Annotated in this window: 23 protein-coding genes; 7 read left to right on the forward strand and 16 right to left on the reverse strand. The window is 71.8% G+C overall.

Annotated features, from left to right (window positions below; translation table 11 throughout):
- Positions 1-38: 38 nt before the first annotated feature.
- The 9 genes from ACFUO4_RS24320 to ACFUO4_RS24360 are packed head-to-tail and all read right to left on the reverse strand — an operon-like array spanning position 39 to position 9,588.
- A complete protein-coding gene (locus tag ACFUO4_RS24320) occupies positions 39-1,193 on the reverse strand; it encodes an AAA family ATPase (protein WP_383488162.1) in 1,155 nt (384 codons plus the stop codon).
- Entirely contained in the window at positions 1,190-3,064 is a 1,875-nt protein-coding gene (locus ACFUO4_RS24325; RefSeq protein WP_383488165.1) for an ATP-binding protein, read from the reverse strand. Before ACFUO4_RS24325 ends, ACFUO4_RS24320 begins: the two co-directional genes overlap by 4 nt.
- The gene (locus tag ACFUO4_RS24330) at positions 3,061-3,963 is read right to left on the reverse strand and encodes a hypothetical protein (protein WP_383488168.1); all 903 of its coding nucleotides are present in this window, start codon (positions 3,961-3,963) and stop codon (positions 3,061-3,063) included. The genes ACFUO4_RS24325 and ACFUO4_RS24330 overlap by 4 nt, the downstream gene beginning before the upstream one ends.
- Entirely contained in the window at positions 3,911-4,969 is a 1,059-nt protein-coding gene (locus ACFUO4_RS24335) for a JAB N-terminal domain-containing protein (RefSeq protein ID WP_383488171.1), read from the reverse strand. The genes ACFUO4_RS24330 and ACFUO4_RS24335 overlap by 53 nt, the downstream gene beginning before the upstream one ends.
- On the reverse strand, positions 4,959-6,431 hold the full coding sequence (locus tag ACFUO4_RS24340; protein WP_383488174.1) for an effector-associated domain EAD1-containing protein: 1,473 nt from the start codon (positions 6,429-6,431) through the stop codon (positions 4,959-4,961). The genes ACFUO4_RS24335 and ACFUO4_RS24340 overlap by 11 nt, the downstream gene beginning before the upstream one ends.
- On the reverse strand, positions 6,428-7,519 hold the full coding sequence (locus tag ACFUO4_RS24345; protein ID WP_383488177.1) for a HesA/MoeB/ThiF family protein: 1,092 nt from the start codon (positions 7,517-7,519) through the stop codon (positions 6,428-6,430). The genes ACFUO4_RS24340 and ACFUO4_RS24345 overlap by 4 nt, the downstream gene beginning before the upstream one ends.
- Positions 7,516-8,265 (reverse strand): hypothetical protein, encoded by a 750-nt coding sequence (locus tag ACFUO4_RS24350; protein WP_179143467.1) that lies wholly within the window; start codon positions 8,263-8,265, stop codon positions 7,516-7,518. The genes ACFUO4_RS24345 and ACFUO4_RS24350 overlap by 4 nt, the downstream gene beginning before the upstream one ends.
- Positions 8,258-8,716 (reverse strand): hypothetical protein, encoded by a 459-nt coding sequence (locus ACFUO4_RS24355; RefSeq protein WP_383488181.1) that lies wholly within the window; start codon positions 8,714-8,716, stop codon positions 8,258-8,260. The genes ACFUO4_RS24350 and ACFUO4_RS24355 overlap by 8 nt, the downstream gene beginning before the upstream one ends.
- Positions 8,713-9,588 carry an effector-associated domain EAD1-containing protein gene (locus tag ACFUO4_RS24360; RefSeq protein ID WP_383488184.1) on the reverse strand — a complete coding sequence of 292 codons (876 nt, stop codon included), beginning with the start codon at positions 9,586-9,588 and terminating at the stop codon, positions 8,713-8,715. The genes ACFUO4_RS24355 and ACFUO4_RS24360 overlap by 4 nt, the downstream gene beginning before the upstream one ends.
- Before the next feature lie 205 nt (positions 9,589-9,793).
- Between ACFUO4_RS24360 and ACFUO4_RS24365 the strand changes: the two genes are divergently transcribed.
- Genes ACFUO4_RS24365 through ACFUO4_RS24380 form a run of 4 tightly spaced genes read left to right on the forward strand, consistent with a single transcriptional unit; the run spans position 9,794 to position 15,675 of the window.
- Complete coding sequence (locus ACFUO4_RS24365) at positions 9,794-11,920, forward strand: hypothetical protein (protein ID WP_383488187.1); 2,127 nt, start codon at positions 9,794-9,796, stop codon at positions 11,918-11,920.
- A complete protein-coding gene (locus ACFUO4_RS24370; RefSeq protein ID WP_383488190.1) occupies positions 11,917-13,752 on the forward strand; it encodes a hypothetical protein in 1,836 nt (611 codons plus the stop codon). Before ACFUO4_RS24365 ends, ACFUO4_RS24370 begins: the two co-directional genes overlap by 4 nt.
- Positions 13,753-13,762: 10 nt before the next feature.
- The gene (locus tag ACFUO4_RS24375; protein ID WP_383488193.1) at positions 13,763-15,088 is read left to right on the forward strand and encodes a hypothetical protein; all 1,326 of its coding nucleotides are present in this window, start codon (positions 13,763-13,765) and stop codon (positions 15,086-15,088) included.
- Positions 15,085-15,675 carry a hypothetical protein gene (locus tag ACFUO4_RS24380; protein WP_383488196.1) on the forward strand — a complete coding sequence of 197 codons (591 nt, stop codon included), beginning with the start codon at positions 15,085-15,087 and terminating at the stop codon, positions 15,673-15,675. The genes ACFUO4_RS24375 and ACFUO4_RS24380 overlap by 4 nt, the downstream gene beginning before the upstream one ends.
- A gap of 66 nt (positions 15,676-15,741) precedes the next feature.
- Here the strand turns inward: ACFUO4_RS24380 and ACFUO4_RS24385 are convergent, their stop codons facing one another.
- Positions 15,742-16,152 (reverse strand): CoA-binding protein, encoded by a 411-nt coding sequence (locus ACFUO4_RS24385; protein WP_079310642.1) that lies wholly within the window; start codon positions 16,150-16,152, stop codon positions 15,742-15,744.
- A gap of 163 nt (positions 16,153-16,315) precedes the next feature.
- On the opposite strand from ACFUO4_RS24385, the gene ACFUO4_RS24390 reads away from it, so the two are divergent.
- The 3 genes from ACFUO4_RS24390 to ACFUO4_RS24400 all read left to right on the forward strand — a co-directional run bounded on the left by ACFUO4_RS24390 (position 16,316) and on the right by ACFUO4_RS24400 (position 18,373).
- Positions 16,316-17,059, forward strand: a complete 744-nt coding sequence (locus ACFUO4_RS24390) for a hypothetical protein (RefSeq protein WP_383489743.1) — start codon at positions 16,316-16,318, stop codon at positions 17,057-17,059.
- Entirely contained in the window at positions 17,056-17,598 is a 543-nt protein-coding gene (locus ACFUO4_RS24395; RefSeq protein ID WP_383488199.1) for a SixA phosphatase family protein, read from the forward strand. The genes ACFUO4_RS24390 and ACFUO4_RS24395 overlap by 4 nt, the downstream gene beginning before the upstream one ends.
- Before the next feature lie 148 nt (positions 17,599-17,746).
- Positions 17,747-18,373, forward strand: a complete 627-nt coding sequence (locus tag ACFUO4_RS24400; RefSeq protein ID WP_383488202.1) for a YigZ family protein — start codon at positions 17,747-17,749, stop codon at positions 18,371-18,373.
- A 92-nt stretch (positions 18,374-18,465) separates the two neighbouring features.
- On the opposite strand, the gene ACFUO4_RS24405 is transcribed toward ACFUO4_RS24400, so the two are convergent.
- The 6 genes from ACFUO4_RS24405 to ACFUO4_RS24430 all read right to left on the reverse strand — a co-directional run bounded on the left by ACFUO4_RS24405 (position 18,466) and on the right by ACFUO4_RS24430 (position 26,772).
- The gene (locus ACFUO4_RS24405) at positions 18,466-19,893 is read right to left on the reverse strand and encodes an MFS transporter (RefSeq protein ID WP_383488205.1); all 1,428 of its coding nucleotides are present in this window, start codon (positions 19,891-19,893) and stop codon (positions 18,466-18,468) included.
- Between the two features lie 378 nt (positions 19,894-20,271).
- Positions 20,272-21,618 carry a DUF1015 family protein gene (locus tag ACFUO4_RS24410; protein WP_383488208.1) on the reverse strand — a complete coding sequence of 449 codons (1,347 nt, stop codon included), beginning with the start codon at positions 21,616-21,618 and terminating at the stop codon, positions 20,272-20,274.
- On the reverse strand, positions 21,615-22,895 hold the full coding sequence (locus ACFUO4_RS24415) for an ATP-grasp domain-containing protein (protein ID WP_383488211.1): 1,281 nt from the start codon (positions 22,893-22,895) through the stop codon (positions 21,615-21,617). Before ACFUO4_RS24415 ends, ACFUO4_RS24410 begins: the two co-directional genes overlap by 4 nt.
- 62 nt (positions 22,896-22,957) lie before the next feature.
- On the reverse strand, positions 22,958-24,202 hold the full coding sequence (locus ACFUO4_RS24420) for an MFS transporter (RefSeq protein ID WP_383488214.1): 1,245 nt from the start codon (positions 24,200-24,202) through the stop codon (positions 22,958-22,960).
- A 201-nt stretch (positions 24,203-24,403) separates the two neighbouring features.
- Complete coding sequence (locus tag ACFUO4_RS24425; RefSeq protein ID WP_079310635.1) at positions 24,404-25,714, reverse strand: acetyl-CoA carboxylase biotin carboxylase subunit family protein; 1,311 nt, start codon at positions 25,712-25,714, stop codon at positions 24,404-24,406.
- 56 nt (positions 25,715-25,770) lie between these two features.
- Positions 25,771-26,772 carry an aspartyl/asparaginyl beta-hydroxylase domain-containing protein gene (locus ACFUO4_RS24430; RefSeq protein ID WP_383488217.1) on the reverse strand — a complete coding sequence of 334 codons (1,002 nt, stop codon included), beginning with the start codon at positions 26,770-26,772 and terminating at the stop codon, positions 25,771-25,773.
- Positions 26,773-26,779: the final 7 nt, after the last annotated feature.

Here is a 26,779-nt window from a genome sequence, read left to right on the forward strand (position 1 = left end):
AATTCCGCAGCCGGGCGCGGGGCGCCCGTAGCTGTGCGTCAGCCCTGGTCCAGCAAGGCCAGAGTGTGGTCGATGATACTCGCGAGCTCCCTTTCGCCTTCTCTGTTGCCCGGAACTGCACGCCTCAACTCCAGCCTCAACGCATTGAGTTGACGCAGGACGCGCTCCACGGACGCGGGCGGCGAGCCGGCCCCGACCTGGCGGCCGAGGACCCTCGCCTCGGAGACCAGGCGTTGTGCGGTCCGGGCGGGTTCGTCGGGGTCCTCGGCGAACCCGCCGGTGCGGCGGCGTACCGCCTCCTGTACCACCGGCGCGTGCGCCGGGTCGGACCAGAAGTGCTCCAGTGGCCACAGGTCGGCGGCCTCGGCCCGTACCCGTTCCTCCCGCAGCGCCGCCGCGGCCACCAGCCGGAGTCCGCGGATGATCCGCCGGTCGGACAACGTCACGCCCTGGCTGAGGAGTTCACGCACCAGCTCCGTGTACTCCGGGGTCACCGCGCTCAGATCGGCGTGCGCCAGCTGCCGGTTCAGCCGGTCCAGGGTGGCCGCGTCGATCCACGCGTGCTCGTCCCCGGCGGGCGTGGCGCGGCCGGGCGCATACCCCTTCTCCAGGAGTTCGTCCAGCCGGTTGCCGGCCACCGGCGGGATCGTCAGCCGCAGCAGGAACCGGTCGGCGAAGGCAAGCAACGAGGGGTCCTGCGGCAGGGAGTTGGCCGCGCCGACGAGGGTGATGAGCGGGACGAGCTCGACGCCCTGGCCGTTGTGGAAGACCCGCTCGTTCATCACGGTCAGCAGGGTGTTGAGGATCGGACTGCCGCTCTGGAAGATCTCGTCGAGGAACGCGACGTGTGCCTGGGGCAGCATGCCGTCGGTGCGGAAGCGGTACTCGTGACCGTTCTGGAAGGCGGGCACGTCCACCGGCCCGAACAGCTCGGCCGGTTCGGTGAACCGGGTCAGCAGCCGTACGAAGGGACGGCTGCCGAGCCCCGCCGCGAACCGGCTGACGAGGTCCGTCTTGCCGGTGCCGGGCGGGCCCAGCAGCAGCACGTGCTCGTGCGCCAGCACCGCGACCTCCAGCACGTCGAGGGCGCGGCGCCGCCCCACGAAGTGCTGGTCGATGCTGCGGCCGAGCGCCTTGAGGCGTCGTACGGCGTTGAGGTCGTCGCCACTCCAGGTGGCCGTCGCGGTGCTCATCGGCGCTCCGAGATCATTTCCAGGCGGCCCTGCTGGAGCCGTCCCACGAGCCAGCCCAGCCGGCGGGCGTCCGGTTCGATGCCGTGCATGTGGCGGCCGACGAACGCGTCCCGCATCAGCGAGCGCAGCTCGTCGCCGTTGCGGCCCGCCGTCGCCTCGGCGATCAGCTCCAGCACCTCGTCGTCCAGGGAGATGTGATAGCGGCCCGCGTGGTGGCGCAGGATGGCCCGGCGGGCGGTCACGTCGGGCAGCGAGATGGCGATGGAGCGGAACCGGCTCGGCCGCAGCAGTGCCTTGTCGATGATGTCGATGCGGTTGGTGGTGCCGATCACCAGCATCGGGACCTCGGGCCGGAAGCCGTCCATCTCGGTGAGGATCTGCGCGACCACGCTGTTGCCGGCCCGGCTGCCGCCGTCGGGGCGGTTGCTGCGCTCCATGGTGATCGCGTCGATCTCGTCGAAGACGATGACGGAGGGCGCGCTGCGCCGCGCGGAGGCGAAGATCTCCCGCACCTTGCGCTCGCTCTCACCGACGTACATGTCGGTGACCTCGGGTCCGGACACCACCTGGATGGTGGCGTTCATGCCGTTGGCGATGGCCTTCGCGAAGAGCGTCTTACCGGTGCCGGGCGGGCCGTAGAAGATGATGCCGCGCGGGACGAGTTCGGAGCGCACCTCCTCCATGTCGTCGGGCAGGCTCTGCGCGCCGCTGATGATGGCGAGGGTCTGCCGGATCTCGTCCTTGACCTCGTCGTAGCCGCCGATGTCGTCGAGGGTGACGTCGGGGACCTCGAAGTGCGACGACTGCTGCGCCTTGAACGTCAACAGCGTCTCGCGCAGGTCCTGTTGGGTGGCCCGCTGCGGCTGCGTCCGGTGCTTCTCGTGCGCGTACCGCATGGCCTGCCGCAGGCGTACGGGGTTCATGCCGGCGACGTGCTTGTAGAACTCGCGCGGCTGGAACCCCTCGAAGGTCTCCGCCTCCTCCCGGGTCACCAGGGCGGCCCCCAGCAGGGTCTCCTCGGTCTCCGGCGTCTGCACCTTCGGCGGCAGACCGCTGAGGGTGACCCGGGCGCTGAACCGCTCGGCCAGCACGTCCGGCAGCGGCAGTGTCGGGTCGGCGAAGGCGAGGACCAGCTGGTCGGGGAAGGCGTAGAGGAGCTCGACCAGTTCGCGTGCCTCGGCGTGCCGGCCGATGTCGGCGCTGCCGGCCAGCAGGTCGAGATGGGTGAGGACGATGACGTCGCCCTCCTTCAACTCCTCCAGCTGGGCGCGGAGTCGGGCGAGGCGGCGCTGACGGGTGCTCATCGACGCGCCGTTCATGTCCGCGACCGGGTCCCCGGGGCCGCGGCTGCTCTCGTCGTCCTGCGAGTCGTCGTCGAGCCGGATGCCGCGGCACCCGGCCAACGTGACCATCTCCTCCCACAGATGGGTCACGATCAGCTTCTCGCTGATGACGAGCACCGGCAGACGGCTGCGCAGCAGGGAGGCCACGCGTTCGATGTGCGGATAGTAGGCGAGCCGGACGGCCTGGGCGTCGGTGATGCGGTCGGGATGCGCGTCCCGTCCGGGTTCCGCTGCCGCTTCCACGCCGGTGGCGTGGTCGGCGGGGGGCTTGCTCAGCGACGTCGGGGCCGGGGTGGCCGTGATCCCCGGGGGCGCGAACAGCGAGGCGCCCGGGGCGAGTTCGGACCGCAGCCAGACGTCGGCGGCGAAGTCCGACCAGGGCCGGTCCAGCAACTCCTCGTCCAGCGGGTCCAGCAGCCACACCTCGCAGGAGGCCAGCACCTCCCGCAGCGGGCGGTCGCCCGCGGTGCCGAGCAGGTCCATCCGGTCGCCGTGGTCCGCGGTGGCCAGGCGCAGCGCTCTGGTCATCGGTCCAGCACCTCGCGCAGCGCCTCGAACTCCCGGACCCGGCCGTAGACGCGGTGCAGTTCCGTGCCGGTGCGGTACCCGCTGAGCAGCGGGCGGCGGCGCAGCTCCTCGGGATGGCGCCGGACCAGCACAGCCAGGGGCTGCCACCAGTCGAGCGTGGCCCGCGCCCACTGGCCGGGCGCGTCGTCGCCGAGCAGCCTGGCGGGGTTCTCGACGGCCAGCTTCCGTACGTCGTCGGTGAGTTTGCGGTAGTGGCCGCCATGGTGCAGCAGGGCCGTCTCGTACACCTCGTACACGACTGTTCTCTCCCCCGGGGTGAAGCGGAACCGGCGCAGCAGCGCCGCGCGGTGACGGGCGGTGGCGGGCGAGGACGGCGGTGCGGCGAGGCCCGCCACCGCCGCGCGTCTGCCCTCGGTGTGGTCGAGGAACCGGTCGAGGAGCTGCCCGCAGCGCTCCTCCGTGCCCGGCGGGGGGTGGTCGAAGAGGGCCGTGAGCGGCGAGGCGCGCAGCAGTGCCGCGCGCAGCGCCGCGTCGACCGGAGTCGCCGACAGGGCACGCCCCACGAGACCATGACGGGCCATCAGATCGCGTATGGTGCCCGAGCCGCCCACGCCCTCGGCCACCAGCAGGGCCGTCGGCGGGTCGTCCCGCAGCGCCAGGGCGGCCGCGACCATCAGCGGCTCCAGGCCCGTGGGGCCGTGGTCACCGAGGGGCGGGTCGGACAGGTGCAGCCGGGCCGCGGTGACCCGGGCCAGCCGTTCGAGGAGGACGACCGGGTCGTCGTCGCTCTCGGGCGGCCGGGCCGAGATGGTCTCGGGCGGCACCAGGGTGCCGTCGGGCGCCGGTTCAGTGATGGCCCAGTGAAGGATGCGTACTGCGGTGGCTGTCAGGGTCGTCATCGAGGTTCCGGATCGGACAGGGTGCCATCCAGTCGTCGGAGGAGGCGTAGCAGGTCAGCACCCGCCGGCGCGCGGTGAGATTGATCAGGGCGGCCACCTGCCAGGGGCGCCGGAAGGTGTCCCGGTGCAGGTCGATGTCGGTGCGGGACAGGCCGATGGCGCGCTCGGTCTGGAACAGATGGGTGTGGTACCAGCCGACGAGCTGGCGGTCGCCGAGCGTCCGGCTCATCGCGCGGAACGAGTCGCCGGTGAACGTGAAGTGCATCAGCGAGGCCCCCGAGTGCTCGGCGGGCAGCACCTCGTCGACGATCACCGCGTGCAGGGCGGGGTCGTCGGCCCGCCGGAAGGCCCGGCCGACCAGGAAGCCGCCCTCCTCGATCTCGGTCGACAGCTCCATCTCCATCAGGCTGCGCCGCACCCCGGTGCCCAGCAGCACCGTCACCGGCGCCCCGGTGTCGCTGAGGGTCACCCCGTACTCGGCCAGGTCGAGCAGCGGGATCTCGGGCTCGGCCGCCGGACGGATGCCGAACGGCAGCCGGGTGGAGCGGGAGACGTCGATGTCGTCCGTGCCGTCCACCACCGGGGGCAGCCGCTGCGCCGACTCCCCGTCCTCGGGCGAGGGCAGTCCGGCGATCCGGAACGCCCACTGACGCTCCTCGGGGGAGATCTCCCGGGCCAGCCGGGCGAGCACCGGGCCGACGAGCGAGTTGACGGAGTAGGGCTTCTGGTAGACCACGCGTCCCTCCATATGGATCGCGACATGGATGTACCCGAAGTCGGCGCGGAGATTGGTGAGGTGGAGATCTCCCTCGTGCGTGTCGGCGTCGTGGCCGTCGGGCTCGTAGGTGTCGGGCCCGGGGTCGTTGCGCAGCATCAGCTGGAAGCGCGGGCGGCCCTTGAAGGGGGCGGTCTCCGCCGCGAAGACGGGCTTCAGCAGCGCGATCAGCGGTTCGGTGCGCACCAGTTGGCGTGACTCGCCCTGGAAGAGCTCGATGTCAAGTGCCATCGGCCGTCCCGTCCGTACGCCGTATCCGCAGGGCGCCGACGCGTAGCGCCCCCTCGTCGGGCGGCGGGGCCGGCACCGGCGGCTTGCCCCCGATGGCCTCGATCATGGCCGCACCGTCCTCCGTCTGCGCCCAGAATGCCGCGATCGGGTTGAAACTGTCCGAGATCTCGTAGCTACGATACCCAGCCATGTCCACGAGCATCTGGCACAGTTGGCCGAAGTCCAGGGCGGGGCGCCAGGACCGCGCCAGCATGCCCAGGCACACGGCCCCCTCGGCCTCGGGGTACTGCGGATCGGGCCCCTTGATGTTCGGGTGGAAGATCGGGCTCAGCCAGAAGACGGCCGGGGCGACCAGCGGAAAGTCCGGGCCCAGCAGGATCAGCAGGTTGTGCTTGTCCTGCACCTCCGGCCGCGGCAGCGCGCTCGCGCTCTGCTGCTCCGGCAGCCGCAGCCCCGGTCCGTTGAAGCGGATCTCGTAGTCGGTGGGGAACTCCGGGTCGTCGGTGTCGACGATCTCGAAGTCCTCGTGCTGGTCCGCGTAGCGGTGCATCTCCTCGCGGACCCGGATGATCGCCTGCATCCTCAACTCGGCGTGTCCGGCGGTCGCTTCGGGATACACGTTGAGCGTGTCGCCCTCGCGTACCCCCGCTTGGTGCAGGGACTGCGCCGGGTCGAGGCGGCGGAAGCTGCCGTCCGGCTGCTGATGGTCGACGACGGTGCGCGGGCGCCGCCCCATCCGGCCCTCGTAGTGCGCCAGCACGGCGGCGGCGATGTCCCGCACCGGGGTGATCGACGGCACCCCCGCCAGATCGTAGGGCTGCTGGTCGGGTCCGTTGACCCGGAGCGCCTCCAGCAGGTAGGGGCGGTGGTCGTAGACCTCCTGGAGGATCTCCAGGTCCGCCGGGGCACCGGCCGCGATCAGCGAGCCGCGTAAGTCGTCGATCTGGCGCGGCGTCAGCTCGTACGTCAGCGACAGCGCGATCTGCCCGACCTGGGCCTCCTCGCCCTGGCTGACGAAGAACAGCTCGGCGCGGGCGTCGAGGCGGCGCACCTCCTCGATGAACGCCGCGTGGTGCGTGCTGCACACGAAGACCAGCGTGGGGTAGGTGTCCGGCTCCGGCTCGGGCTGCGCGGCGGTGGTGGACGTCGGCCCGGCGGGCGGCGGGACGCGGGGCTCGGCACAGGTCGGCTGCGGGGGCTCGGTGACCGGCTCCAGCGCTTCGACGGAGGCCCCGAAGACCGCGTTGCCCGGGTACTCGTTGCGCACGGCGCGCGCCAACTGGGCCTCGCCGTCCACGAGTACGCCCGCGTCGATCAGCCGGCGCACCTCGGACCAGTAGACCCGGGCGGTCGCGTCCACGGACGGCAGCCGGCTCTCCGGGAAACCGATGGTCCGCAGGATGATCTCACCCTCGCGCGGGTTGATCACCCGCTCCAGCTCGTTGTACAGCTCGTCCCTCACCGGACACCCTCCGTCGTCGCGCGCCGTGCCTCGGTCAAGTCGCCCGGTATGCCCCGCCGTTCCTGCCCGGCGGCGGCCAACTCGACGTACCGCAGCCCCGATCCGTCCCGTCGGGCCACGGGCAGTACTTCACGCGGCGCCACCCCCAGTGCGCTCAGCCGCGCCGAGGCGGGCGCGGACCGCAGCCGGGTGGTGACGGCGCGCACCGCCGCCCGCCGCCGCACCGGCCTGCTGAATCCTGCCCAGGAGAGCGGCTCTTCGTGCACGCCGACGTGGTCCAACAGGTCGGCCACCGTGGCCTCGTGGTCGAGCGGCAGCACCGGGACGTCCGCGGGGAGTCGTTCGTGCAGCGGGCAGTCCGGGTCGGCAAGCGCCCGCGGCGGGGTGCCGGACAGCGGCATGGCGAACCCGGCGGCGTCGACGCGCAACGGCGCGTCCGGCACGGACAGTCCCAGCAGCAGTCGTACGGCGAAGTCGGCGAGCCACGCGCCGACCAACGCCGACACCGGAGCCGACGCGCCCACCTCGGCGGCCGGATCGGGCGCGGCGCACGACCACGGATCGTCCTGCACCGCACGCTCCGCCGGACCGAGACCACAGGCCCGGCAGCGTCCGCCGGGCGGGTACCAGGAGACCTCGCCGCCCCACGCGTGCGTCCCGCCGTCGAGCATGCGGGTCCCTGCGAGCGTGCACCGTCCGGCCAGGGCGATCCGGGCGGCCCGGCTGTCCAGCGCGCTCACCACCAGGTCGGCGTCGCGCAGTTCGGCGAGCCCGGCCCCGGAGACATGCGGAGCCTCACGCGCGTCCACGTCGGTGCCGGGCGCGAGGTCCGCCAGCGCCTCGGCCAGCACCCGCGCCTTCGGCCGGCCCACGTCCGCCGCCCGGAACAGCGGGCAGCGGCTGAGGTTGCTCACCGCGACCGTGTCCGGATCACACACCACCAGCCGCCCGAGACCCGCCAACGCCAGTGTCTGGGCGACGGTGTTGCCCAGCGCCCCGGCGCCCGCCAGGACGACCGTGGCGTCGGCGAGCCGTTTCTGGTCCCAGCCGGGGATCAGCGCGTGCCGCGCGAACCGGTCCCCGGTCACCGGGTGTCCCGCAGGGAGTTGAGCATCAGGCACGGCACCCCGGGATGCTGGGCCTTCCAGTCGTCGTAGCAGACCAGCCCGTGGTCCGGGTCGCGGTGGACGGCGCTCGCACAGTTCGGCGCGTCCGGCGCGCAGGTGCAGTGGATGACCATCTCGTCCGGCCGGAAGGTGTGCCCGCACACCCAGCAGCGGTGCCGGGTGGGCGCCCCGTCGCCGGGACCCGGGTGGAGCCGGAGCAGGGGATGCCCGCGGTGCAGCCGGACCGTGTTCAGCTCCGGCGGTGGGGGATTGGCCTCGTCGAGACCCTGGTGGAAAAGCTCCGCCGACACCGAGGACTGCCCGCCCGCCTCGGGGTTGAGGCAGTCCAGGCGGCGGCTGTGGTGCTTGAGGACGACGCCGGGGCCCGCGTCGGCGCGCTCGATGGAGATCTGCTCGCCCAGCCGGAAGGAGTGGTGGCAGACCGGGCAGGTGGTCCCGGCCGAGCCGAGCTTGCGCAGCAGTTGCGAGGTGACGACGGTGATCTCCTCGCCGGGCCCGCCGTCCGGCTGCGGCACGTCGACCGCCTCACGGCGCCCGCCCGCCTGCCCGAGCAGGAAGTCGTACGCCGCCGGACTCGGCCCGCCCTCGCCCGCGTCCCGCGCCCTGGCCTCAGCCCGCTCCCGCTCCTGACTGCGCCGCCGCCGCTCGGCGACGTTCACCCCGGCGGGTACCTGCACACTGACGGCCCGGGCCCGCTGCTCACTCATCGCACACCCCTTCCGGGCCCCGTGGCTCGCAGGTCCTGCGTGGCCTGGCGGCCGGCTGGGCGGGTCTGGACGTGGGGTGTTCGGTGGTCGGGTGTGGGTGCAGGGTGGGGTGTTCGGTGGTCGGGTGCAGGTGCGGGGTGGGGTGATTGCTGGTGGGGTGCAGGCGCGGGGTCGGGTGACCGCGCGTCGGGCGTCGCCGCGGGGCGCGGTGCTTGGCCGACGGAATCGGTCCCTCGAGGCGTTGCTCGGTCGTCGGGTACAGCCGCCGGTCCCCGTCCTCGCTCGGCGGGTAGAGCCGCCGGCCCTGGTTCTCGGTCGTCCGGTGGCGCCCCTTGTCCCGGTCCTTGGTCGTCCGGTGCAGCCGCCGGTCCTGGTGTCCGGTCGTCGTGGGTTGTCCCAGGGCGGGCCGTCCGGTCGGCCGGTGCGGGCCTCGTGCTCGCGGTTGCCTCATACCGTGTCGCCCTCCCGCACCCGCACCGCGCGCCGAAGGTCCGGTAACCCGCGGGCACCCAGCCCCACGCCCGCCCGGCCCAGGCGGAAGGCCTTCTCCCAGGACTCGCCGAGGGCCAGCGCCGCGTAGTAGTCCCGGCAGAACGCCAGCGCGTCCTCGTCGTTCAGTTTCGCCGGGGAGCCGATGACCTCGCCCACATGGGGTCGGACGACATCGAGGTACCGGCCCAGGTGGCAGGCGTTGAGGACGGCGACCGTGACTCCGCCCACCGCGTCCAGGACCGTGCCGAGCGCCTTCGCGCTCACCGGGGCGACCGAGCCGTCGTCCTCCTCCAGCAGCAGCTCACCGTCGGCGGAACCGTGCCCGCCGAAGTGCAGGACGTCCGGCTTGTGTTCGGTGAGCGCCGGGATCAGGTCGCGGCGCCGGGTCGCCGCCGACAGCCTGATGTCGAGGGTGCGGCTACGGCCCCGGCGGGCGGCCTCCTCGATGGTGCGGAACTCGTGCCGCAGCTGGAGCCTGGACGCCTCCCGGGGACCGGCCAGCAGACACAGCACGGTCAGGCGGTCGTCCGGCGCCCCGTCCGACGCGCGGGGTCTCGCGTACCGCCCCAGCAGGTCGTTCGAAGGGAAGTCCCGGTGCGCCGCCCGCACGAGGTCCTCCAGCGTGAAGCCGAACGCCCCGTGCTCGATGGTCAGACAGATCCGGAACCAGTGGCCGAGCGGCGCCTGGGAGCCCCCGAAGGGCGGCAGCCGGGTCAGGTCGGCACCCAGCCCCCGCAGCAGCAGCTCGGCACTGAGCGGATCGGCGTACAGCTCCGCCAGCACGCGCAGCACCCCGTCCTGCTGCAACCGCCCCGCGGTCAGTGCCGCCATAAGCGCTCCCCCCAGCCTCAGGTGCTCCGACTGTACCGGGCCAGGTGATACCCCCGACTGGCCTTTCGCCAACAGGAGTTGATCAACCGTCAGGCGCCGCCGAGTGCCAGGTGCACTCATTTTGACTGTGCCTGAAGCACCACTCGCGTGGGCAGCGTTCTGTGATAGTTGGTGTCCCGGAGGGCTACGGGGAGGAGACACGGGGGTGGCGGAGTTCCGGGGTCGAAGGCCCGGGTCGGGGGACGGTGAAGAGGCGGTCTTCAGCCTCGAGGAGGACACCGGGGAGCAGGGCCGCCTGGAGCTGCCGCCCTTCCAGGTGCGCCGCTACCGCAGGCTGCCCGGCCGGCACCCGGTGATGGTGCAGGAGGCGGTCGGGCCCGACGCCGAGCGGCGGATGCGCCGCCACTTCGAACTCTTCGGCAGCCTCGCCGACTTCCACGGCCCGCATCTGCCACGCCAGCTCGCCCACGTCCTCGCCTACGACGACTCCCGGCGCCCGCACCGGATGCTGCTCGACTGCCGGGGCGTCCCCCTGTCCCGCCTCGAGACCCCCGACGTGCTGCACGGCCCGCGGCTGCGTGGTGTGGTGCAGGACCTGTTCGAGGCCGTCGCCGGGCTGCACGAACCCCGGCTGGTGCACGGCCGGATCAGCCCCGAGCACCTGTGGTGGGACGAGGCCGAGGGCCTCCAACTCGCCGGTCTGGACGGGGCCGTGTACGCCACCGAGCCGCTGCCCGACCGCCCGGCGACCGCATGGGACGCGCCCGGTTTCCGCCCCGGACTGCCGGCCTCGGCCGACCAGGACGTACTCAGCGCCGCCCTCGTGGCGTTCTGGATGGCCACCGGCGAGACCCTGCCGCGCGGCTCCTCCCGTGAACACCTCCACGCCGTCCTCGACCAGGGCCACGAGGAGTGGCTCCAGGAACTCCTGCGCGCCGCCTTCCCGTTGGGCTCGGCCGTCTCCCCGCCCGCACGCGAACTGGTGCGCCGCCTCGCCGACGGCGCCGCGCCGAACGGCCTGTTCGAGCGGCCCCTGGCGGAACAGGCCAGGCGCCGCGAACTCCTGGCCCGCGAGGAGTTCCGCGCCCTGCGCGCCCGCCAGCGCACCGGCGCCGGCAGCCTGCGCGCCAACGGCTACGTCCCGCCCCCGGTACGGGCCCCCGGCTGGTGGCGCCGGACGGGGCAGCGGCTGCGGATCGTCCCCGACCGTCCGCTGCCCGCCCTCGGCCCCGTCGAGTGCCCCATGTGCCTGCGCCCGCTGAACTGGGACACGGCCGAACGGGTCGTCCTCGACGCCTCCGGCGGCATGCTCCCCGAGGCCGAGCTGCCCACCCACTCCGACGCCGAGCGGGACGCCCAGCTCGCCCGCACCTATGTGGTCTGCCCCGGCAACGACGACGTACCCCAGCACGAACTGCCCTACCGCTACCCCCTGTTCGGCACCGAACCAGTCCGTATCGGGCTGGTCGGAGCGTCCAGCACCGGTAAGTCCCACTTACTGGCCGCCATGATCGACCAGGCCCGCAAGTCCACCGTCATGGCCCGCTACGGCCTGCGCGTCGAGGCCCTGGACCCGCAGCGCTACCACCTCTACCTCAACGAGGTCGTCGCCCCCTTCATCGACGGCCGCCAGGAACTCCTCGCCACCGCGGACCGCCCCGAACTGCGCTACTCCACCGGCCTCGTCGTCACCGACGAGCACTCCGGCCGCTCGCACAGCGTCGTCTTCTTCGACGTGGCGGGCGGCCGGCTGGAACGCCCCGGCCGCGAGTCCGACTTCCTCAACCGGCTCAGCGCCCTGCTCTGCGTCGTCGATCCGACCCGCATCCACGGCCTGACCTCCCAGGGCGGTACGACCGGACGCGACCCGGCGTTCGAGCACGTCCGCCAGCGGCTGCGCCAGCAACAGGCCAACCCCGCCCTGCCGTTCCTGCCGGTGCCGTGCGCCCTCGTCGTCACCAAGAGCGACCTGCTGCGCTTCCGCGGCTACCGCGAGATCGACGGTTGGCTGCACGAAAAGCCGGACGCCGAAGCCGACTTGAGCACCGTCGAGCGGGAGAGCGAGGACGTCTACGCCTTCCTCGGTGCCCGCGGCGGCGGCGACTGGCTGCAACTCGCCGGCGAGTGCCAGGGCTCCACCCTGCACCTCGCCTCCGCCACCGGAACCGGCCCCCGCGCCCAGGCCGACCAGGCCGCGGCCCGCCGCTTCGACGAGGCCCTGTTCCGCCAACACCGGGTGTTGCGGCCGCTGTTGGCGCTGCTCGCCATGAAGGGCGTCATGACCGGACCGGCCGCGGACGCCCTGCTGCTGGGACGGGGGCCCGGCACATGAGCCTGCCCGCGCACGGCGGCCCGCGCGCCGACATCACCGTCTACCAGTGGTCCGAGCGCTCCCTCACCGGCCGCGGTGACGTCGGCCCGGTCGCCACCTCCCTCGACCGCGAGGCGCTGCTGCGCTGGAACAGCCGGATCGAACACCTGGTGTGGGCCAGCCAGGAACACCCCGGCGACACCGCACCCGGCTTCGTCTACCTCCGTCATGAGAACGAGGCCGCCGTCCTGCGCAAACTCCCGGTCCGCGACCCCAACGGCCGCGCCGGGTCCACCCTCACCCACGTCCTGACCGGCCCGGCCGGCGGCATCGACCTGCACCTCGCGCTCGCCGCCTGCCGCAGCGACTGGGACGACTGGCTGCCGCCGCCGGTCCGGCAGAGCGCCCTCCTCGACGGCCAGGCGGCCCGGGGCGGCGGCGCCGAGCGCCTGGAACGGGTCCCGCTGGACCTCGTACGGCAGCTGCTGGTCGAGGAGCAGCGCCTTCTCGGCGCCCTCGACACGGCGGCCGAGGACGTGCCCGACGACCTGCTGGTGCGGCTCGCCGAGGCGCTCATGGAACAGCCCGGAGCACCGCTCACGGTGGTGGGTTCGCCGGCCGACGGCGAGGTCGTCGTCCATGCCCTGGCCGGACTGCTGGGCCGGGTCGTGCTGGGCAGCTGGGGCTTCGCCACCCGGGAGGAGAACGACACGGCGAAGGACCTGCCGCAGTTCGTGTTCGTACGCAGCGACGGCACCGGAACCCGCCACTCCACCCGGCGCCGCGTCGACGCCAAGGCCGACCCCGGCCCACCCGGCCCCCTGCGCGACCAGGCCGCACGCCTGGTCGCCTTCCAGCGGCGCCGCGGCACCGGCGCGCTCAGCCGGCTGCTGCCGGACCAGCCGATGGCCAGCGCCACGAAGATCCGCGAGTGGGCGGCCGGACACCAGGTCGCCCCCGGGCTGATGAGCGATGTCATGAGCCTGCTGGAGGCGGCCCCGCAGGGCGACCTGTCGGACCGGGAGGACGCCTACCTGCGCAGTACCACCGCCGTCCCGCGGATACAGCTGGAGCTCGACCGGGCCACCGAGGGACAGCTGGCCCGCCTGCTGGTTCTGTGGCGCCCGGACTCGCTCGAACTCCAGCCCTACCGGCATCTGCGGGAGGAGATCCACACCTGGGCGCTGCACCGCGCCTTCGACGGCGCCGGCCGGGACCTGCTGCGCGAGCTGTCCCTCGCGCCGCCCGGCGGGCGGGTGGTGCACCGGGTGCTGGAGGAGCGGCTGGAGAGCGCCGCCCGCCGGCGGGCGGACTTCGACATCCTGCCCCTGTTGCGGATCGCCCTGCAGATCGGCGTCTCCAAGACCGCGTTGGACGACATGATGCGGGTGCTCGTGACCCGCTTCTCCATGGCGTTCCTGATGAGCCAGGTCGACGTGATCAGCCGGATCGCCCCGGCCCAGGCCCGCACCCTGCTGGAAAGCTGCGCCCGGCGCCGCCCCGCCAAGGAACGCCACCACCCCTTCGACGTACTGCGCCGCACCCAGTTCCACGCCGAGGCCGTGGACCGGATGGCGCCCCAGAACCCCTGGCAGGCGGTGCACCTGTACCGGCTGCTCCTCCTGTGCACGACCGGGGAGCAGCTGGGGCAGCGCGAGGTGCTGGACGTCCTGGAGGCGGCGGGGCGCACCCCGTCGCCCGCCCTGCTGCAGGCGCTGCTCGACGGCTGCCGGCGCGGCAGGGCGCAGGACACCGTCCACGCCGTCGTCGTCCAGCAGTACTTCCGGCAACATCTGCCCGCCCGGCCGCACGACGGAGACCACGGCCCCGACCGCCGCGGTCCCCGGGACTGAGGGAGAGGTCTTGTCCAGCAGGAAACCCGCTACACATCAGCCCGCGCCTCCGGCGCCCGAACCCTCCGCGGCGCTGCGGGCGGCCGCCGACCGGCTCACCGAGCTGGCCGGTGAGTGCCCCGAGGAGAGCACCGGGCGCTCGGTGCTGACCTGGATCGCCGACGACGCGCGGGCGGGCGGGCGGGCCCTGTCCGGCGTCAACCTGCTGCACGCCTATCCGCCCGAGGCGCTGGTGCCGGACGCCGAGCCGCGCCACAGCGCGCTGATCGCCGTGGTGTCGATGGCACGGGACGTGTCCGTCTTCCTGCCGATCGTGCTGACCTGGCTGTCCCTGTGGTTCGCCTTCGGGGACTTCCAGGACTCCGCGAAGGGCACCAACTTCCTGAAACTGTGGTCGTCGGGCTTCGGCGGCACCGCCGTCCTGCTGGTGGTGCTGCTCATCGCCGGGGTGGTGCTCGCCACGATGTGGCTGCAACGCCTCGAATGGGCTGCCCAGCACGAAGCGTCACACGAACGGCTGCGCACCAGGATCGCCGGACAGCTGACCGTCCTCACGATGGAGCTGTCCAAGTACGCCGTCCTGGAGGCACAGGTCGTACCGGCCGGCCAACTCGTCGGCATCGCACGGGACATCACCCGCAGCACCGCCGAACTCTCCCGCACCCTCTCCGACAGCGCCGACCGCATGGAGAAGATCTTCGCGCCCGGCCCCGAGGGCAGGTTCGTCACGGCTCTCGACCAATGGACCCGCTCCGCGGGCGAGTTGGGTGAGATGGGCCGCTCCCTGACCGTGCCGCACCAACTCCTGCGCGACTTCGCCAAGATGCGCGACGACCTGCGCGGCGACGAACAGGCGACCCGCGAGTCCCTCACCCGCCTGCTCGCCGAACTGCGCCGTGCGGCGGGCAGCTCCCAGGAGGCCAACCGGGTGCACGCCACCGTCGCCGACGAGGTCACCGAGACCACCCGGAAGGTCGGCGAGGCCATGGGCGTCCTCAATGACAACAGCGAGCGTATGTACGCCTACATGGACGCCTTGGAGCGCGTGCTCGCCCTGCTGCAGAACGGCTCCGGACCCGCGCCGATGACGAACTCCGGGGGACCGCCCACGGGCCCCTACGGCGGCCCCTACGGCGATCCCTACACCGGCCCCCGCAACGGCCCCTACAACGGCAACGGTTACCCCGGAGGTGGCTCCGGCGGCCCCGCCGCGACGCCGCCCGCGCCACCCCGCACCGACACCGGCGGCTCCGACACCGCGGCTCCCGACACCGGCGCCGCGACACCGCCGCCGCGCCGGCCGGGTGACGACTGGTACGGCGGGGATCAGCGGTGAGGCGCCGCCCGCCGGGCGCCGGCATCGCCCCGCGCCACCTCGCGGGCTGGCTCTTCGCGGACCTGTTCCTGGTGCTGTTCCTGGTGGCGCTCGGCATGATCGCCTCGGACGGCACAGGGGCGGCGGGCGCGAAGAAGGCACCGAAGCCGTCTGCGTCCCCGCCGTCCTCCGCGTCGTCGTCCGCGTCGCCCTCCCCCTCACGCACGGCCAAGGGCCCGACCGGCCTCGACCCGAGACGGCACACCTTCGCGGTGTCCCTGTCCTCGGGCGCGACCGGCCGCGCCGCCGGCAAGGGGAACCTGAATGCCGCCGACCGAAAGAAGATCATCGCGGCGCTCGACAAGGAGATCCGCGCGAGCGGTGACGGCCGCCGCATCGGCATGGTCATCACCTTCGGTGTCGCCCCGCAGTCGATGCTCGGCGCGGCGACCGACCTCGCCGAGGACGTCAACGCCACCCTCAAGTCCCGCCGCCCGCAGGCCTTCTGCGGCGGGAACGTCGGCACGCGCCCGTTCTGGTCCGGAGGAGCGGCGGACCGGGTGGAGATAGAGCTGTACTACATCAACGCGTGCGAGGGGCAGGGCTGAGGTGCGGGCCGAGCCGTGGGGGAGCCGACGAAAGCCGTCAGACCGAGGTGCGCCGCCCCTCGGGCCTCAGTCCCGCAGCCGGGGGATCTCGATAGCCGGGCAGCGGTCCATCACCATGTCGAGACCCGCCGCACGCGCCCGTTCGTACGCCGCCTCGTCGATCACGCCGAGCTGGAACCAGACCGCCTTGGCGCCCTTGGCGATCGCCTCGTCGACGACAGGGCCGGCGAGGTCGCTGTTGACGAAGACGTCGACCACGTCCACGTCGAAGGGGATGTCGGCGAGCGAGGCGTAGCCCTGTTCGCCGTGCACGGTCTCGGCCTTCGGGTGCACGGGCACGATCCGCTTCCCGTAGCGCTGGAGCACCTCGGCGACGCCATACGCCGCGCGCCCCCGGTTCGAGGACAGGCCCACCACGGCCCAGGTGTCGCCGCTCTCGGTGAGTATCTTGCGGACCGTCGCTTCGTCTCCGTACACCGTGGGTCTCCTGGAGGATCTGGTCGCTGGGGCTCTCGACACAACAGCGCACCGCCCCCGCTGATTCCCCCGATCTCCCAGGGCCGTCGCCCCGTTTGCACCGCCTGTCACCAGGCCCGCGCACCCCGCCGCACCCCGCCCCCCTGTCCGGAATCCGCGCCACCTGCCTGCGGACGGCCTCCGTCCCGCCTACGCTCACCTCGTGCTGCGCATCATCGACGCCCGAACCGGCGACCCGGTCGAGGCCGCCCCCGCCCGCCGTGGTCTCACCCGCGTCGAGGCGCATGTGCCCGGCCTCGACGGCACGGCCCTGCGGGTGCTGCTCGTCGCCGACACCCTCGTCCGCGCCCTCGAACTCGGCGGTACGCCGGTCTGGGCCCGGCTCGACGCCGCCCGGCAGCGGCCCGAGGTACGGGCGGGCGCCGCGGCGCTGGGCATCCGTCCCTTCGAGGACGGCCACGACACGGGCCCAGGGGGAACGCAGGTCATCCATGTCGTGGCCGAGGACCAGGTGACGTCCGTCGGAGTCCAGCTCGCGGTCGCTCCCGTCGAGCACCCGGCGGAGGGCGCGGACCCCGACGTACTGCGGCTCGCCCTGCTGTCCCGGCCCCGGGGTCTGGCGGCGCGCCTCGACGCGGCCGCCCTCCAGGACGCCCACGACACTCTCGTACGGTGGCGTCGTGCCGTTGCCACGTGGGCTCGCGAGCCGTCCCGGCCGGTCCCCGACGAGGTGCGCGCAGAGCTGCGCGCGGCATGGGAGGACGATCTCGACGTGCCCGGAGTCCTGCGCGTCCTGAGCTGGGTCGAGGCCTCCGACCTGCCGGCCGGCGCCCGCTTCGAGACGTACGCCTACGCCGACCGGCTCCTCGGCCTCGAACTCACCCGCGACATCGGCTCGCCCGCATGATCGCGCGCGCCGGAGCCGGTCCGCTGCGCCGCCTCGTCGTGCTGCGCCACGCGAAATCCGCCTGGCCGGAGGGCGTCCGCGACCACCAGCGGCCGCTCGCCCCGCGCGGACTGCGCGACGCTCCCGCGGCGGGCCGGGCGCTCGCCGAGGCCGACTGCCTGCCCGACCTCGCGCTGTGCTCGACCGCCGTACGCGCCCGGCAGACCTGGGACCTGGCCGCCGCCCAGTGGGGCACCCCGCCCCCGGTCCGCCACGACGCCCGGCTCTACGGCGCCGACGTGCCCGAACTCCTGGAGGTCGTGCACGAGGTGTCCGCCGAGGTGGAGACGCTGCTGCTGGTCGGCCACAACCCCGGCCTGGAGGAGCTCGTCCTCGAACTCGCAGGCGACGGCCTCGACGACACCCTGGACACGGTCCGGGTGAAGTTCCCCACGTCGGCCATCGCCGTCCTGGCCTGGCGCGGCACGGCCTGGGAGGCCCTCGCCCCGGGCACGGCCCTGCTGACGGCGGTCACGGTGCCCCGGGGGAGGAAGAAGTGAGCGAGCGCCCCCTGTCAGGACGGGACCTCGACGAGGACCTGAAAGCGATCTTCGTGGACGAACTGAGTCGAGCCGGCCCGGATGACCTGCGCGGGCCCCCGCTGAGCCGGCCCGCGGCCCTGTCTCGGTCACGGACTACGCTGGCCCGATGCAGGACGAGTACCGCACCGTCGCCCACGCGGGCGTGCACGAGACCGAGGTCAACCGCTCCCGCTTCCTGTGCGCCCTCGCCCCGGCGGCCACCGAGCAGGAGGCCCAGGACTTCATCGCGGCCGTCCGCAAGGAGCACGCCGACGCCACCCACAACTGCTTCGCCTACGTCATCGGCGCCGACGGCGCGATCCAGAAGGCGAGCGACGACGGCGAACCGGGCGGCACCGCCGGCGTCCCCATGCTCCAGATGCTGCTGCGCCGTGACATGCGGTACGTCGTCGCCGTCGTCACCCGCTACTACGGCGGCGTCAAGTTGGGCGCCGGCGGCCTCATCCGCGCGTACGGCGGCGCGGTCGGCGAGGCCCTGGACGCCCTCGGCAGCATCACCCGCCGCCGCTTCCGCCTCGCCACGGTGACCGTGGACCACCACCGCGCGGGCAAGCTCCAGAACGACCTGCGCGCCACCGGCCGCGAGGTCCGCGACGTCCGCTACGGCGAGGCGGTCACGATCGAGATCGGCCTTCCGGACGCGGACGTACCCGCCTTCGAGGCGTGGCTCGCGGACGCGACCGCCGGGACGGCCGGTTTCGAACTGGGTGGAGAGGCGTACGGAGACGCCTGACACGCAGGTCAGGGCGGCACTTTCGAGGGACGACGGACGCCGCTCGCGCGTCTTCGCGACCGGCGAAGCACACGGGGCGGTTATCCGGTGAGTCACCGTTCCCGGTCGGCCCTTGGCATCCACAGCAGGACGAGCACCACGCCGCCGAGCAGTATCAGCCCACTCGTGCGGAACGCGGCCGCGTACCCGTCCGTGAGGGCCGCCGCTCCCGGTGCTCCGGCCGTGCGCGTCGCCGCGACCGTTGACAGGATCGACAGGCCGAGCGCGCCACCCATCGTGCGCGATGTGTTGATAAGGCCGGACACCAGACCCACCTCGCCGGGCGCAGCACTCGACGTCGCAAGGAACGAGAGAGGAGTCGAGGCCAAGCCCGCACCGAGCATCATCAGCATGCCCGGCAGCAGGATCGACGTGACATACGAGCCGTCAGGGGTCATCGTCGACTGCCAGCCGACCCCGGCCGCGGCTGTCAGGAGCCCGGCGACCGTGACGTTCTTCGCTCCGATCAGCGGCATCAGGCGCGGCGCCAGCTTCGAGCCGACGACCCCCGTCAACGAGGACGGTACGAGGGCGAATCCAGCCTGGACCGGCGAGTAGCCGAGCACATTCTGCGCGTACACCGTCATGAAGAACCACATGGCGAACATGGCTGCGCCGGAGATCATCATCGTCGCGTTCGCCGCCGCCACCGACCGCACCCGGAAGAGCCTGAGCGGCATCAGCGGAGCCTTGGTCCGCGCCTCGACCAGCAGGAACGCCACGATGAGCAGCAGCCCTGCGGTGAGCGGCACGAGCGTCGCGGGCGCCGTCCATCCTTCGCCCTCTGTCTGCACGATCCCGTACGCGAGCGTGGCAAGGCCCGCCGTGACGAGCAGCGCGCCCGGCAGGTCGAGTCGCTGCCGCTCGCCGGCCCGGCTCTCGGTCAGCCAGCGGACGCCCGCCGTGAGGACGAGTACACCGACGGGCACGTTGATGAGCAGTACCCAGCGCCAGGAAATCAGGTCGGTGAGCACTCCACCGACCGCGCCACCGACCGCACCGCCGCCCGCACCGACCGCTGTCCAGGTCCCGATGACCCGCACCCGCGCAGGCCCTTCGGACACGGCTGAGGTGAGCAGGGTGAGCGTGGACGGGGCGAGCACGGCTGCGCCAAGGCCTTGGACGGCCCGGGCGGCGAGCAGTTGCCAGCTCCCCTGGGCCAGACCGCCCGCCAGAGAAGCGACCGTGAACAGGGAGAGCCCGACGAGGAACATGCGCTTACGCCCGAACAGGTCCCCGGCCCGGCCGCCGAGCAGCATGAACCCGGCGAAAGCGATCGAGTACGCGTTGACCACCCATTGCAGCCCGAACGCGCTGAGACCCAGGCTCGCCTGCATGGACGGCAGCGCGGTGTTGACCACCGACACGTCGAGGACGACGAGGAACTGCCCCGCGCACACAGTGAACACCACCGCCCAGGTCGGCACGGCCCTGCGGGACGAGCGGGTGGAAACGCGGGTGTCGGCGGGTGTCTGGACCATGCTTCCAGTCGGGCCTCGGCCCACACATCCAGGGTTCGATGGAGGGGTCATCGAGCTCTACCTTTCTTCTGGGCCCGCCCCGGCCATTCGCAGGGGCAGGGCAGGTGGACGACGCCGCCCGAGCGGCTGGGGCGTTCGATCGGGGACGTGAAGGCGCTCGGCCTCGCGCAGGTACCGCGATGGCCCCCGCGTGCTCGGCCGGCGCAGCGGCCAGGCCACGTCGGTCCTGCCTGCCGCCCCATGCCGGTTCCGCCACCGCCCTGCCGGTCCATCCGTTGATGCCGACGATCCGGCACACCGCCCAGTTGCCTACGCCCTGGTCCACGAGCCGGAAGCGTTCCTTCGCTCACAGGCCAGGGCCACCGGCCCGCCGGGCGCTCAGTTCAGTTCGAGGCTGCGCAGCAGCAGGCCCGAAGCGGGTTTTGGGCCGAACGACGTCGACTTATGGGGCATCATCACTCCCTGGCGGGCCAGGTCGAGCACGGTGCTCTCGGCGATCGGGTGCATCAACACCGCGGTGCCGCCCAGGCGTTCGGCCTCGTGGACCGCGGCCGGGGCGTCGTGGATGTAGGAGATGTGCTCCGGGGCGTCCGGTACGTGCCAGAGGTGGTCGATCATCGCGTAGTGCAGCACGCTGGCGTCGAGGCGGCGCCAAGAGGTGGGACGGTCGCGCGGTACGGATGCGTCGACAAGTCGCTCATCGGGGAGGGTGAGCAGGTGGAACGTCCCGTCGCCGGCCAACAGGTACGCGTTGCCGCCGACGGCGATCGCGTCGGCGAGCGCGGCCAGCGCGGTGTCCAGCGGGTCGTCGACCTGCTCGATCCGGAACGAGTCCCGTACGGCCGACAGCGCGTCCGCGACCGGGAGTTGGCGCAGCACGCGGTGGATGGCGCCTACCCGCAGCGGGTAGCGGTCGGTGTCGACGAGCAGCACCAGGCCGTAGTCCCAGGGGCTCGGACTCTGGTGCTCCTCGCGCAGCCGCAGATAGGTCGCCCAGCGGTGGTGGCCGTCGGCGATCAGGGCCTGGCGCGGGGCGAGGTCGGCGTTGACGGCGGCGATCTCGTCGTGACCGGTGATCGCCCAGAGCCGGTGCCGGGTGCCGTCCTCGGTGGTCGTGGCGAGCAGCGGGGGGTGTTCCACGATGGCGTCGATGATCCGGGCTGCGGTGCCGGGGCCGTCGCCGCGGTACGCGAGCAGCAGCGGTTCCAGGTTGGCGGCAGTGGCCCGCATCAAGCCCGCGCGGTCGGCCACCGGTGCGGGCATGACGTCCTCGTGCGGCAGGACTACGCCTTCGTCCAGGGTGGGCAGGCGCAGGTTGCCGATGAGGCCGCGCTGCAGGACGTCGTCCGCGGTGTGCTGCTCGTAGACGTAGAGCGCGGGGGTGTCGTCGGCGACCAGCACGCCCAGCTCCTGCCAGTGGCGCAGCGTCTGGGCCGCGCGGGCGTGGCTGGGCTCGCGTTCGCCGTCGCGCGGCAGGATCAGCCGCACGATGTTGTGCGGGTCGGCGCCCTCCAGCTCGACCACCTCGTCGGGTCTGACCACGACGTCGTACGGCGGCGAGGTGACCGCGGACAGGCTGTGGACCTGGTCGGGGACGTAGCGCAGCCCGCGGAACGGCGCGAGGGTCAGCCCATGAGGGTCCGGGGGCGTCACATGGCGCAGCCGGGGGGAGCGTCCAGGGATCTCTTGAACGCGTGAGGACGGCGCCGCGGTAGCGTGCTTCATCGAGCTGATTCCTCGTCGAGGATTTCCTCGTACATGGCAGCTTCGATTTCTCGGATCCGACGCGCCCGATCGTTGAGCTCTTCTTGGGTTTCGGCGGTCAGGAGGACCACTCCTGCCGCAGTGAGCGCATCCTTCGTCAGCATTTGACGGTCACCCGGCGCATACAGGTAACTGACATGCATCACGCCGTCGACACTGAGGAATCGGGAGAGGTCGGCTTCTTGAACCCTCCCCTCCGTCTTGGCGATCAGATACACGTAGGCAGCCCTCTGGGATCGCGGGGCGGCCGGCAGGAGTTCCCGAGCCTCAGTGAACGCGACCGGGTTCAGCGAAGCCTGCACCAGCCACCTGATCTGTGAGTGCCCCAGGCAGCTCTCGACCACATACGGGTCGGCACCACCCGCGATACGCGCGCCGACTTCGATCAGCACGGGCCCGTTGTCCGTAAGCATCACTTCGGCATGGAAAGGCCCGTTCACAAGCCCGAGCGCGCGGCATGCGTCACCGACGTACTCGGTTATCTCCATGAAGCCCGGGTCTTCTTCGCAGAAGAGGTACTGCGTGTCGTAGACATGAAATCCGTGGTTGTCGACCTTGTCGGATCGCCAGGCGTCCGTGAAGGAGTAACGCCCTTGACAGGCAATACCGTTGATCACATATTCGACACCGGCCAGAAACTCCTGAACCACCGCCGCATCGTTCTGGTTCCCGAAGAGATCACTGCTCCCGATGATTGCATCGAGAGCTTTATGGGCTTCAGTGCGCGAATGGCACACAAAAACACCTTCGGTACCCGCACTGAGCAGCGGCTTGACCACAACGGGATATGCGTCGTGTACGGCGAGCCAGGTATCAAGCTGCTCGGCATCGGTGACGCGAGCTTGCTTGATGCTCGCCACGCCTGCCTGTCGGAGATGCTCCTGCATTTCGAACTTGTCGCGTCGCGCCATGGACTTTCCTGCGTGATTGCGAAATGGCAGGTCCAGGCTGTCTGCCAGCTGATCGGCAAGCAGCACCCCACCCTCGCTTCCCGCCAGCACGATCCGTGGTGACGAGGCACGCAGAGTCTCCACCAATGCGTTGACGTCGCCCTCGTTGACCAGGTGAATCTCGGCGCGGGACGCCGCCGCTTCGTTGTCACGGGAAAAGGGGCCAGCCGGCCCGGACTGAACGTGTACCACCGGATATCCAAGAGCCTGGAAGGCGGGGATCAGGTATCGGCCGCCCGAGTAGGCGTCCACAATCACTACGTGATCTTTTTGGGTCAGTGTCGGCATGGTGACTCTTTCATCTGGAGCGGTGGATGCACAGGTGGAGCGGAGAGGGGGGGCAGGATGTGCTACTCGGGGCGCGCAACGCGGTACCGGGTCATGAGCAGGGCGGCGACCACGCTGAACCCACCGCCGAGGAACATCACCGCGGACGGACCGGAAGCGTCCACAACCCACCCTCCGGCCAGCGCGCCCAGCGCGATGGAGACATTGAAGGCGCAGATGTACAGCGAGGTCGCTGCCTCGGGAGCCTGGGGGGCGCTGGCGAAGACCAGGGTCTGCAGGCAGACCGGCAGTGCTGCGTAGGCGACACCCCAGACCAGCAGCAGGGCGATCGTCCCAGGATGCCACCGGCCGTTGACGACGAGGAGGACGACGGCCGTGGTGAGCAGCAGGATGCAGGCAAGGGTGGTGGACCGCAGTGCGCGCGCCGCCACCGCGCCGCCCGCGAAGTTGCCGACAACGCCGGCCACCCCGTACAGCAGGAGCAGAGCGCTGACCCAGCCGGACGGGATACCCGCGTCCTGCTCCAGGAAAGGCGCGATGTACGTGTAGGCGGCGAAGTGGCCGATCACCATCACCGCGGTGACGAGGGTGGCGGTGCGGAGGTTGCCGTCCCGCAGCAGCTTGGGGAGTTCGGCCAGGCGCACCACGGCACGAGGTTCCATGGACGGGACGAGGAAGATCACCACAGCGAGGATCAGGACGCCGACCCCTGCGATCGTCCAGAACGCGATACGCCAGTCGGACTGACCGATAAGGGTGCCCAACGGCACGCCGACGACGGATGCGATGGAGATACCACTGAAGACGATCGCCGTGGCACGGACCGCTTGGTCCGAGGGGACGAGGCGGATGGCGATACTCGCCGCGATCGACCACATCACGCCGTGGGCGAATCCCGTCAGCAGCCGAGAGACCATCAGGAGCGCGTACGACGACGACAGCGCGGTGAAGACGTTCCCGCCGACGAAGACGCCGAGCACCACAAGGAGCAGTCTGCGGCGGTCGAGCCTGCGCGTCGCCACCGTGAGCACGGGTGCGAACAGGCCCGCGATCGCGCCGTAGAGGGTTACCGACAGGCCGACAGTTCCCTCGGAGGCGCCCAGGTCACGACTCATGGCGGGGAGCAGTCCGATCGGGACCATCTCGGTGGTGGTGAAGGCGAAGACGCCCATACCTACCGCGATGACCGCGAGCCAGTTGCGCAGGGAGCCGGTCGACGAGGTGAACGCGGCCGAGCGGCCGGCGCCGTCCGGGGCGACGACGGATTCCGTATCCGTGTCCGGACGGGAGGGGGACGAGGGTGTCACGGGGTTCTCCCAGATCATGCGGGGCCGGCTCAAATGCCGCTTGGCGCACCGCGGTTGGCGAGGGCGGGAACCCGGTACTCGGGTTCCCGCCGCGTGACGCCGGACATGTGTGCGGTGAGTCGAATCATGTCGGCCGGTGTGCCGGCGGAGGGGCGACGGCGCACACCGCACGGGCGGTGTCGGCGGTGCCGCTGCGGCCGGTCAACGGGCGACGTTCTCCGGCGCTTCGACAGGCACGGTACGGATCGTGATGGACCGGGTCGCCCCGAGGGCGGCGGCGTCGATGTCGTCGTCGAGCGGAGCATCCAGAACGACGGAGACCGACCGGCCTTTGGAGTCTGACTGGTCGCCCAGCACGTCGCCGTGGTGCCGGCTCACCAGGACCGCGTGCCCCCTTGGCGGTGCCTCCTTCGGGATCGGCGACAGGTCCGGCCACTGGCCCTGCTCGCTGACCCAGTGCACGGGTATGCCGTCTGCGGTCACGTCCGCGAGGAGGCCTCGGGGGTGGTCGAGATAGGTCTGCCGGGCCCGACGCCGCGGTGACGCGGTGGACGGCTCGATACCGAGCACGAGGTCGAGCAGGGCTGCGTCAAGATCCATACCCGTGGCCAGCCGCCACAGGCGCGTGATGGCGTCACCGGGTGGGCGAGCGGCGGCCTCCATCAGGACCACCCGGTCATCGGCGGTCAGCCGGAACTCGGCGTGGCTCATGCCGGTGCCGAACCGGACGGACCGCAGAAACTCGGCGTTGGCCCCGAGCAACAGCCGCTCCTGGTCCGGCGTGAGGTGAGGCGCGGGCGAGGTGTGGCCGGTCTCGGTGAAGAACGAGGTACCGGATTCGTTGGTGTCCTTTGCCGTGATGCCCGCCCACAGCACAGAGCCGTCGCGTACCAGCGTCTCGACGGAGAACTCCCGGCCTTCGATCCGCTCCTCGAGCAGCAGCAGCTCATCCGCGCCGTAGTCGGGCAGGAGCGGGCGGACGGCGGTCGGCCCGTTGACCGCTCGGACACCTGAACTCGACATCCGCGAGGCCGGTTTGAGCACGGCGGGGAACACTTCCCAGCCATCCGCGGCAGTGCTGCGCGTCGTGTCCAGCAAAGTCCATCGCGGGGCCAGGGAAGGTGCTGCCAGACGCTGGAGCACCTTGTTGCGGCAGACCTGCGCCGCGTGTGTGCCGGGACCGGGCAGGCCGAGGGTCTGGGCAAGAGCCCCGGCGGCTTCCACGAACACCTCACCAACGTTCAGCACCGCGCGCACTGCGTGCTCGTGCAGCCAAGGTGTGACCGCGCGCAGCACCGTCTCCAGCGATGTGTCCGAGACGTGGCGAAGGTTGTCGTCCGGGATACGGGAGAGCGGGTGTGCCGGGTCACTGCGGTGCCGGCCGAGTTCCTCGGCGGGTGTCTCGGGCCCGAACAGGAACAGCGGTGTGACACCGCGCTGTTCGGTCAGGTCCAGAAGGCGTAGATGCTTGGCCAGCACGACCAGGTCGGTGATGACGACAACGGCTGTCATGGCTTCCCTCAGACGGGTGCGGGACGCGAGCGCGTCGCGTCCCGCACGGTGGTGGATCAGGCGGAGAGGCGTTCGGCGGACAGGGTCAGCTCGCGGATCTGGCTGCCCTCACGGGTACGCAGGACGACCCGGGGGTCCGGCCCGTCAGGAAAGACCTGAAGGGTGCGCTCCTCGCTCCAGCCGGCGAAGCGGTATTCGTGGTCACCGAGGTGCACCAGCGCGAAAACCCGGTCGCCTGGCAGGCGCAGCACCATGCGTTCGCCGTCCTCGGCGAGGGTCACCGTCTCCTGGGGCAGGTCGGCCGAGAGCTCGGTGTCGTCCTCCCAGAGGTGGAACGTGGCAGGCAGGGAGAAGCGGGTGGTTCCCAGCCGCCGGCGTTCTTCGGCGGTCTGCGGGCACTCCTGACGGTTGAAGAGGATTTCGCCGTCGTGGAAGTACTGCTGCCAGCTCTCGGGGAAGAGGGTCACCAGTCCCGGGGTGACCAGGACATCGATGACCAGGTGCACGCGGGCGTCGCTGCCGGTGTTCTGAACGCGGTGGGTGCGGCTGAAGTCGCCGAACCAGAATTCCCCCGGCTGCCAACGGTGCTCGACACCGTCGAGGACGAGCACGGCTTCGGGGTTGGTCACGACCGGCACATGCAGCCGGCCGACGCCCCAGCGCGGCCCGTACTTGGGGTCAGTGTGATCGATTCCGACGGTGTCCGGGCCGAGCGCCATGAACCGGACCGCGTGCAGCGGAGCCGGGATGGACTCCAGGATGTCGCGGACGTACGGGATGCGGTCGAGCCAGGCGGTGTCCGCGAAGTCCTGCGGACCGGGGCCGCCGGGGTCGGTGCGGTCGCCGTCGCCGCCGGGGCTGCGCAAGGCGAGGCAGCGCCAGTCGACGTCGGTCGAGGCACCGACGCCGTCCTCGGTGTAGACGCGCTGCTGGTCCCAGGTGTGCTCACGCACCGAGGTGAGTTCGCGCAGCATGCGGCCGGCGTCGAAGGTGCGCTGGAGCCGGGCTGCCTCAGCCGGCATGGGCACGGTGCCCAGGAGCGATGCCGAGGATGACATGGAGGTT

The organism is Streptomyces sp. NPDC057280 (assembly GCF_042668605.1).
In the GTDB taxonomy this organism is placed as follows: Bacteria; Actinomycetota; Actinomycetes; order Streptomycetales; family Streptomycetaceae; genus Streptomyces.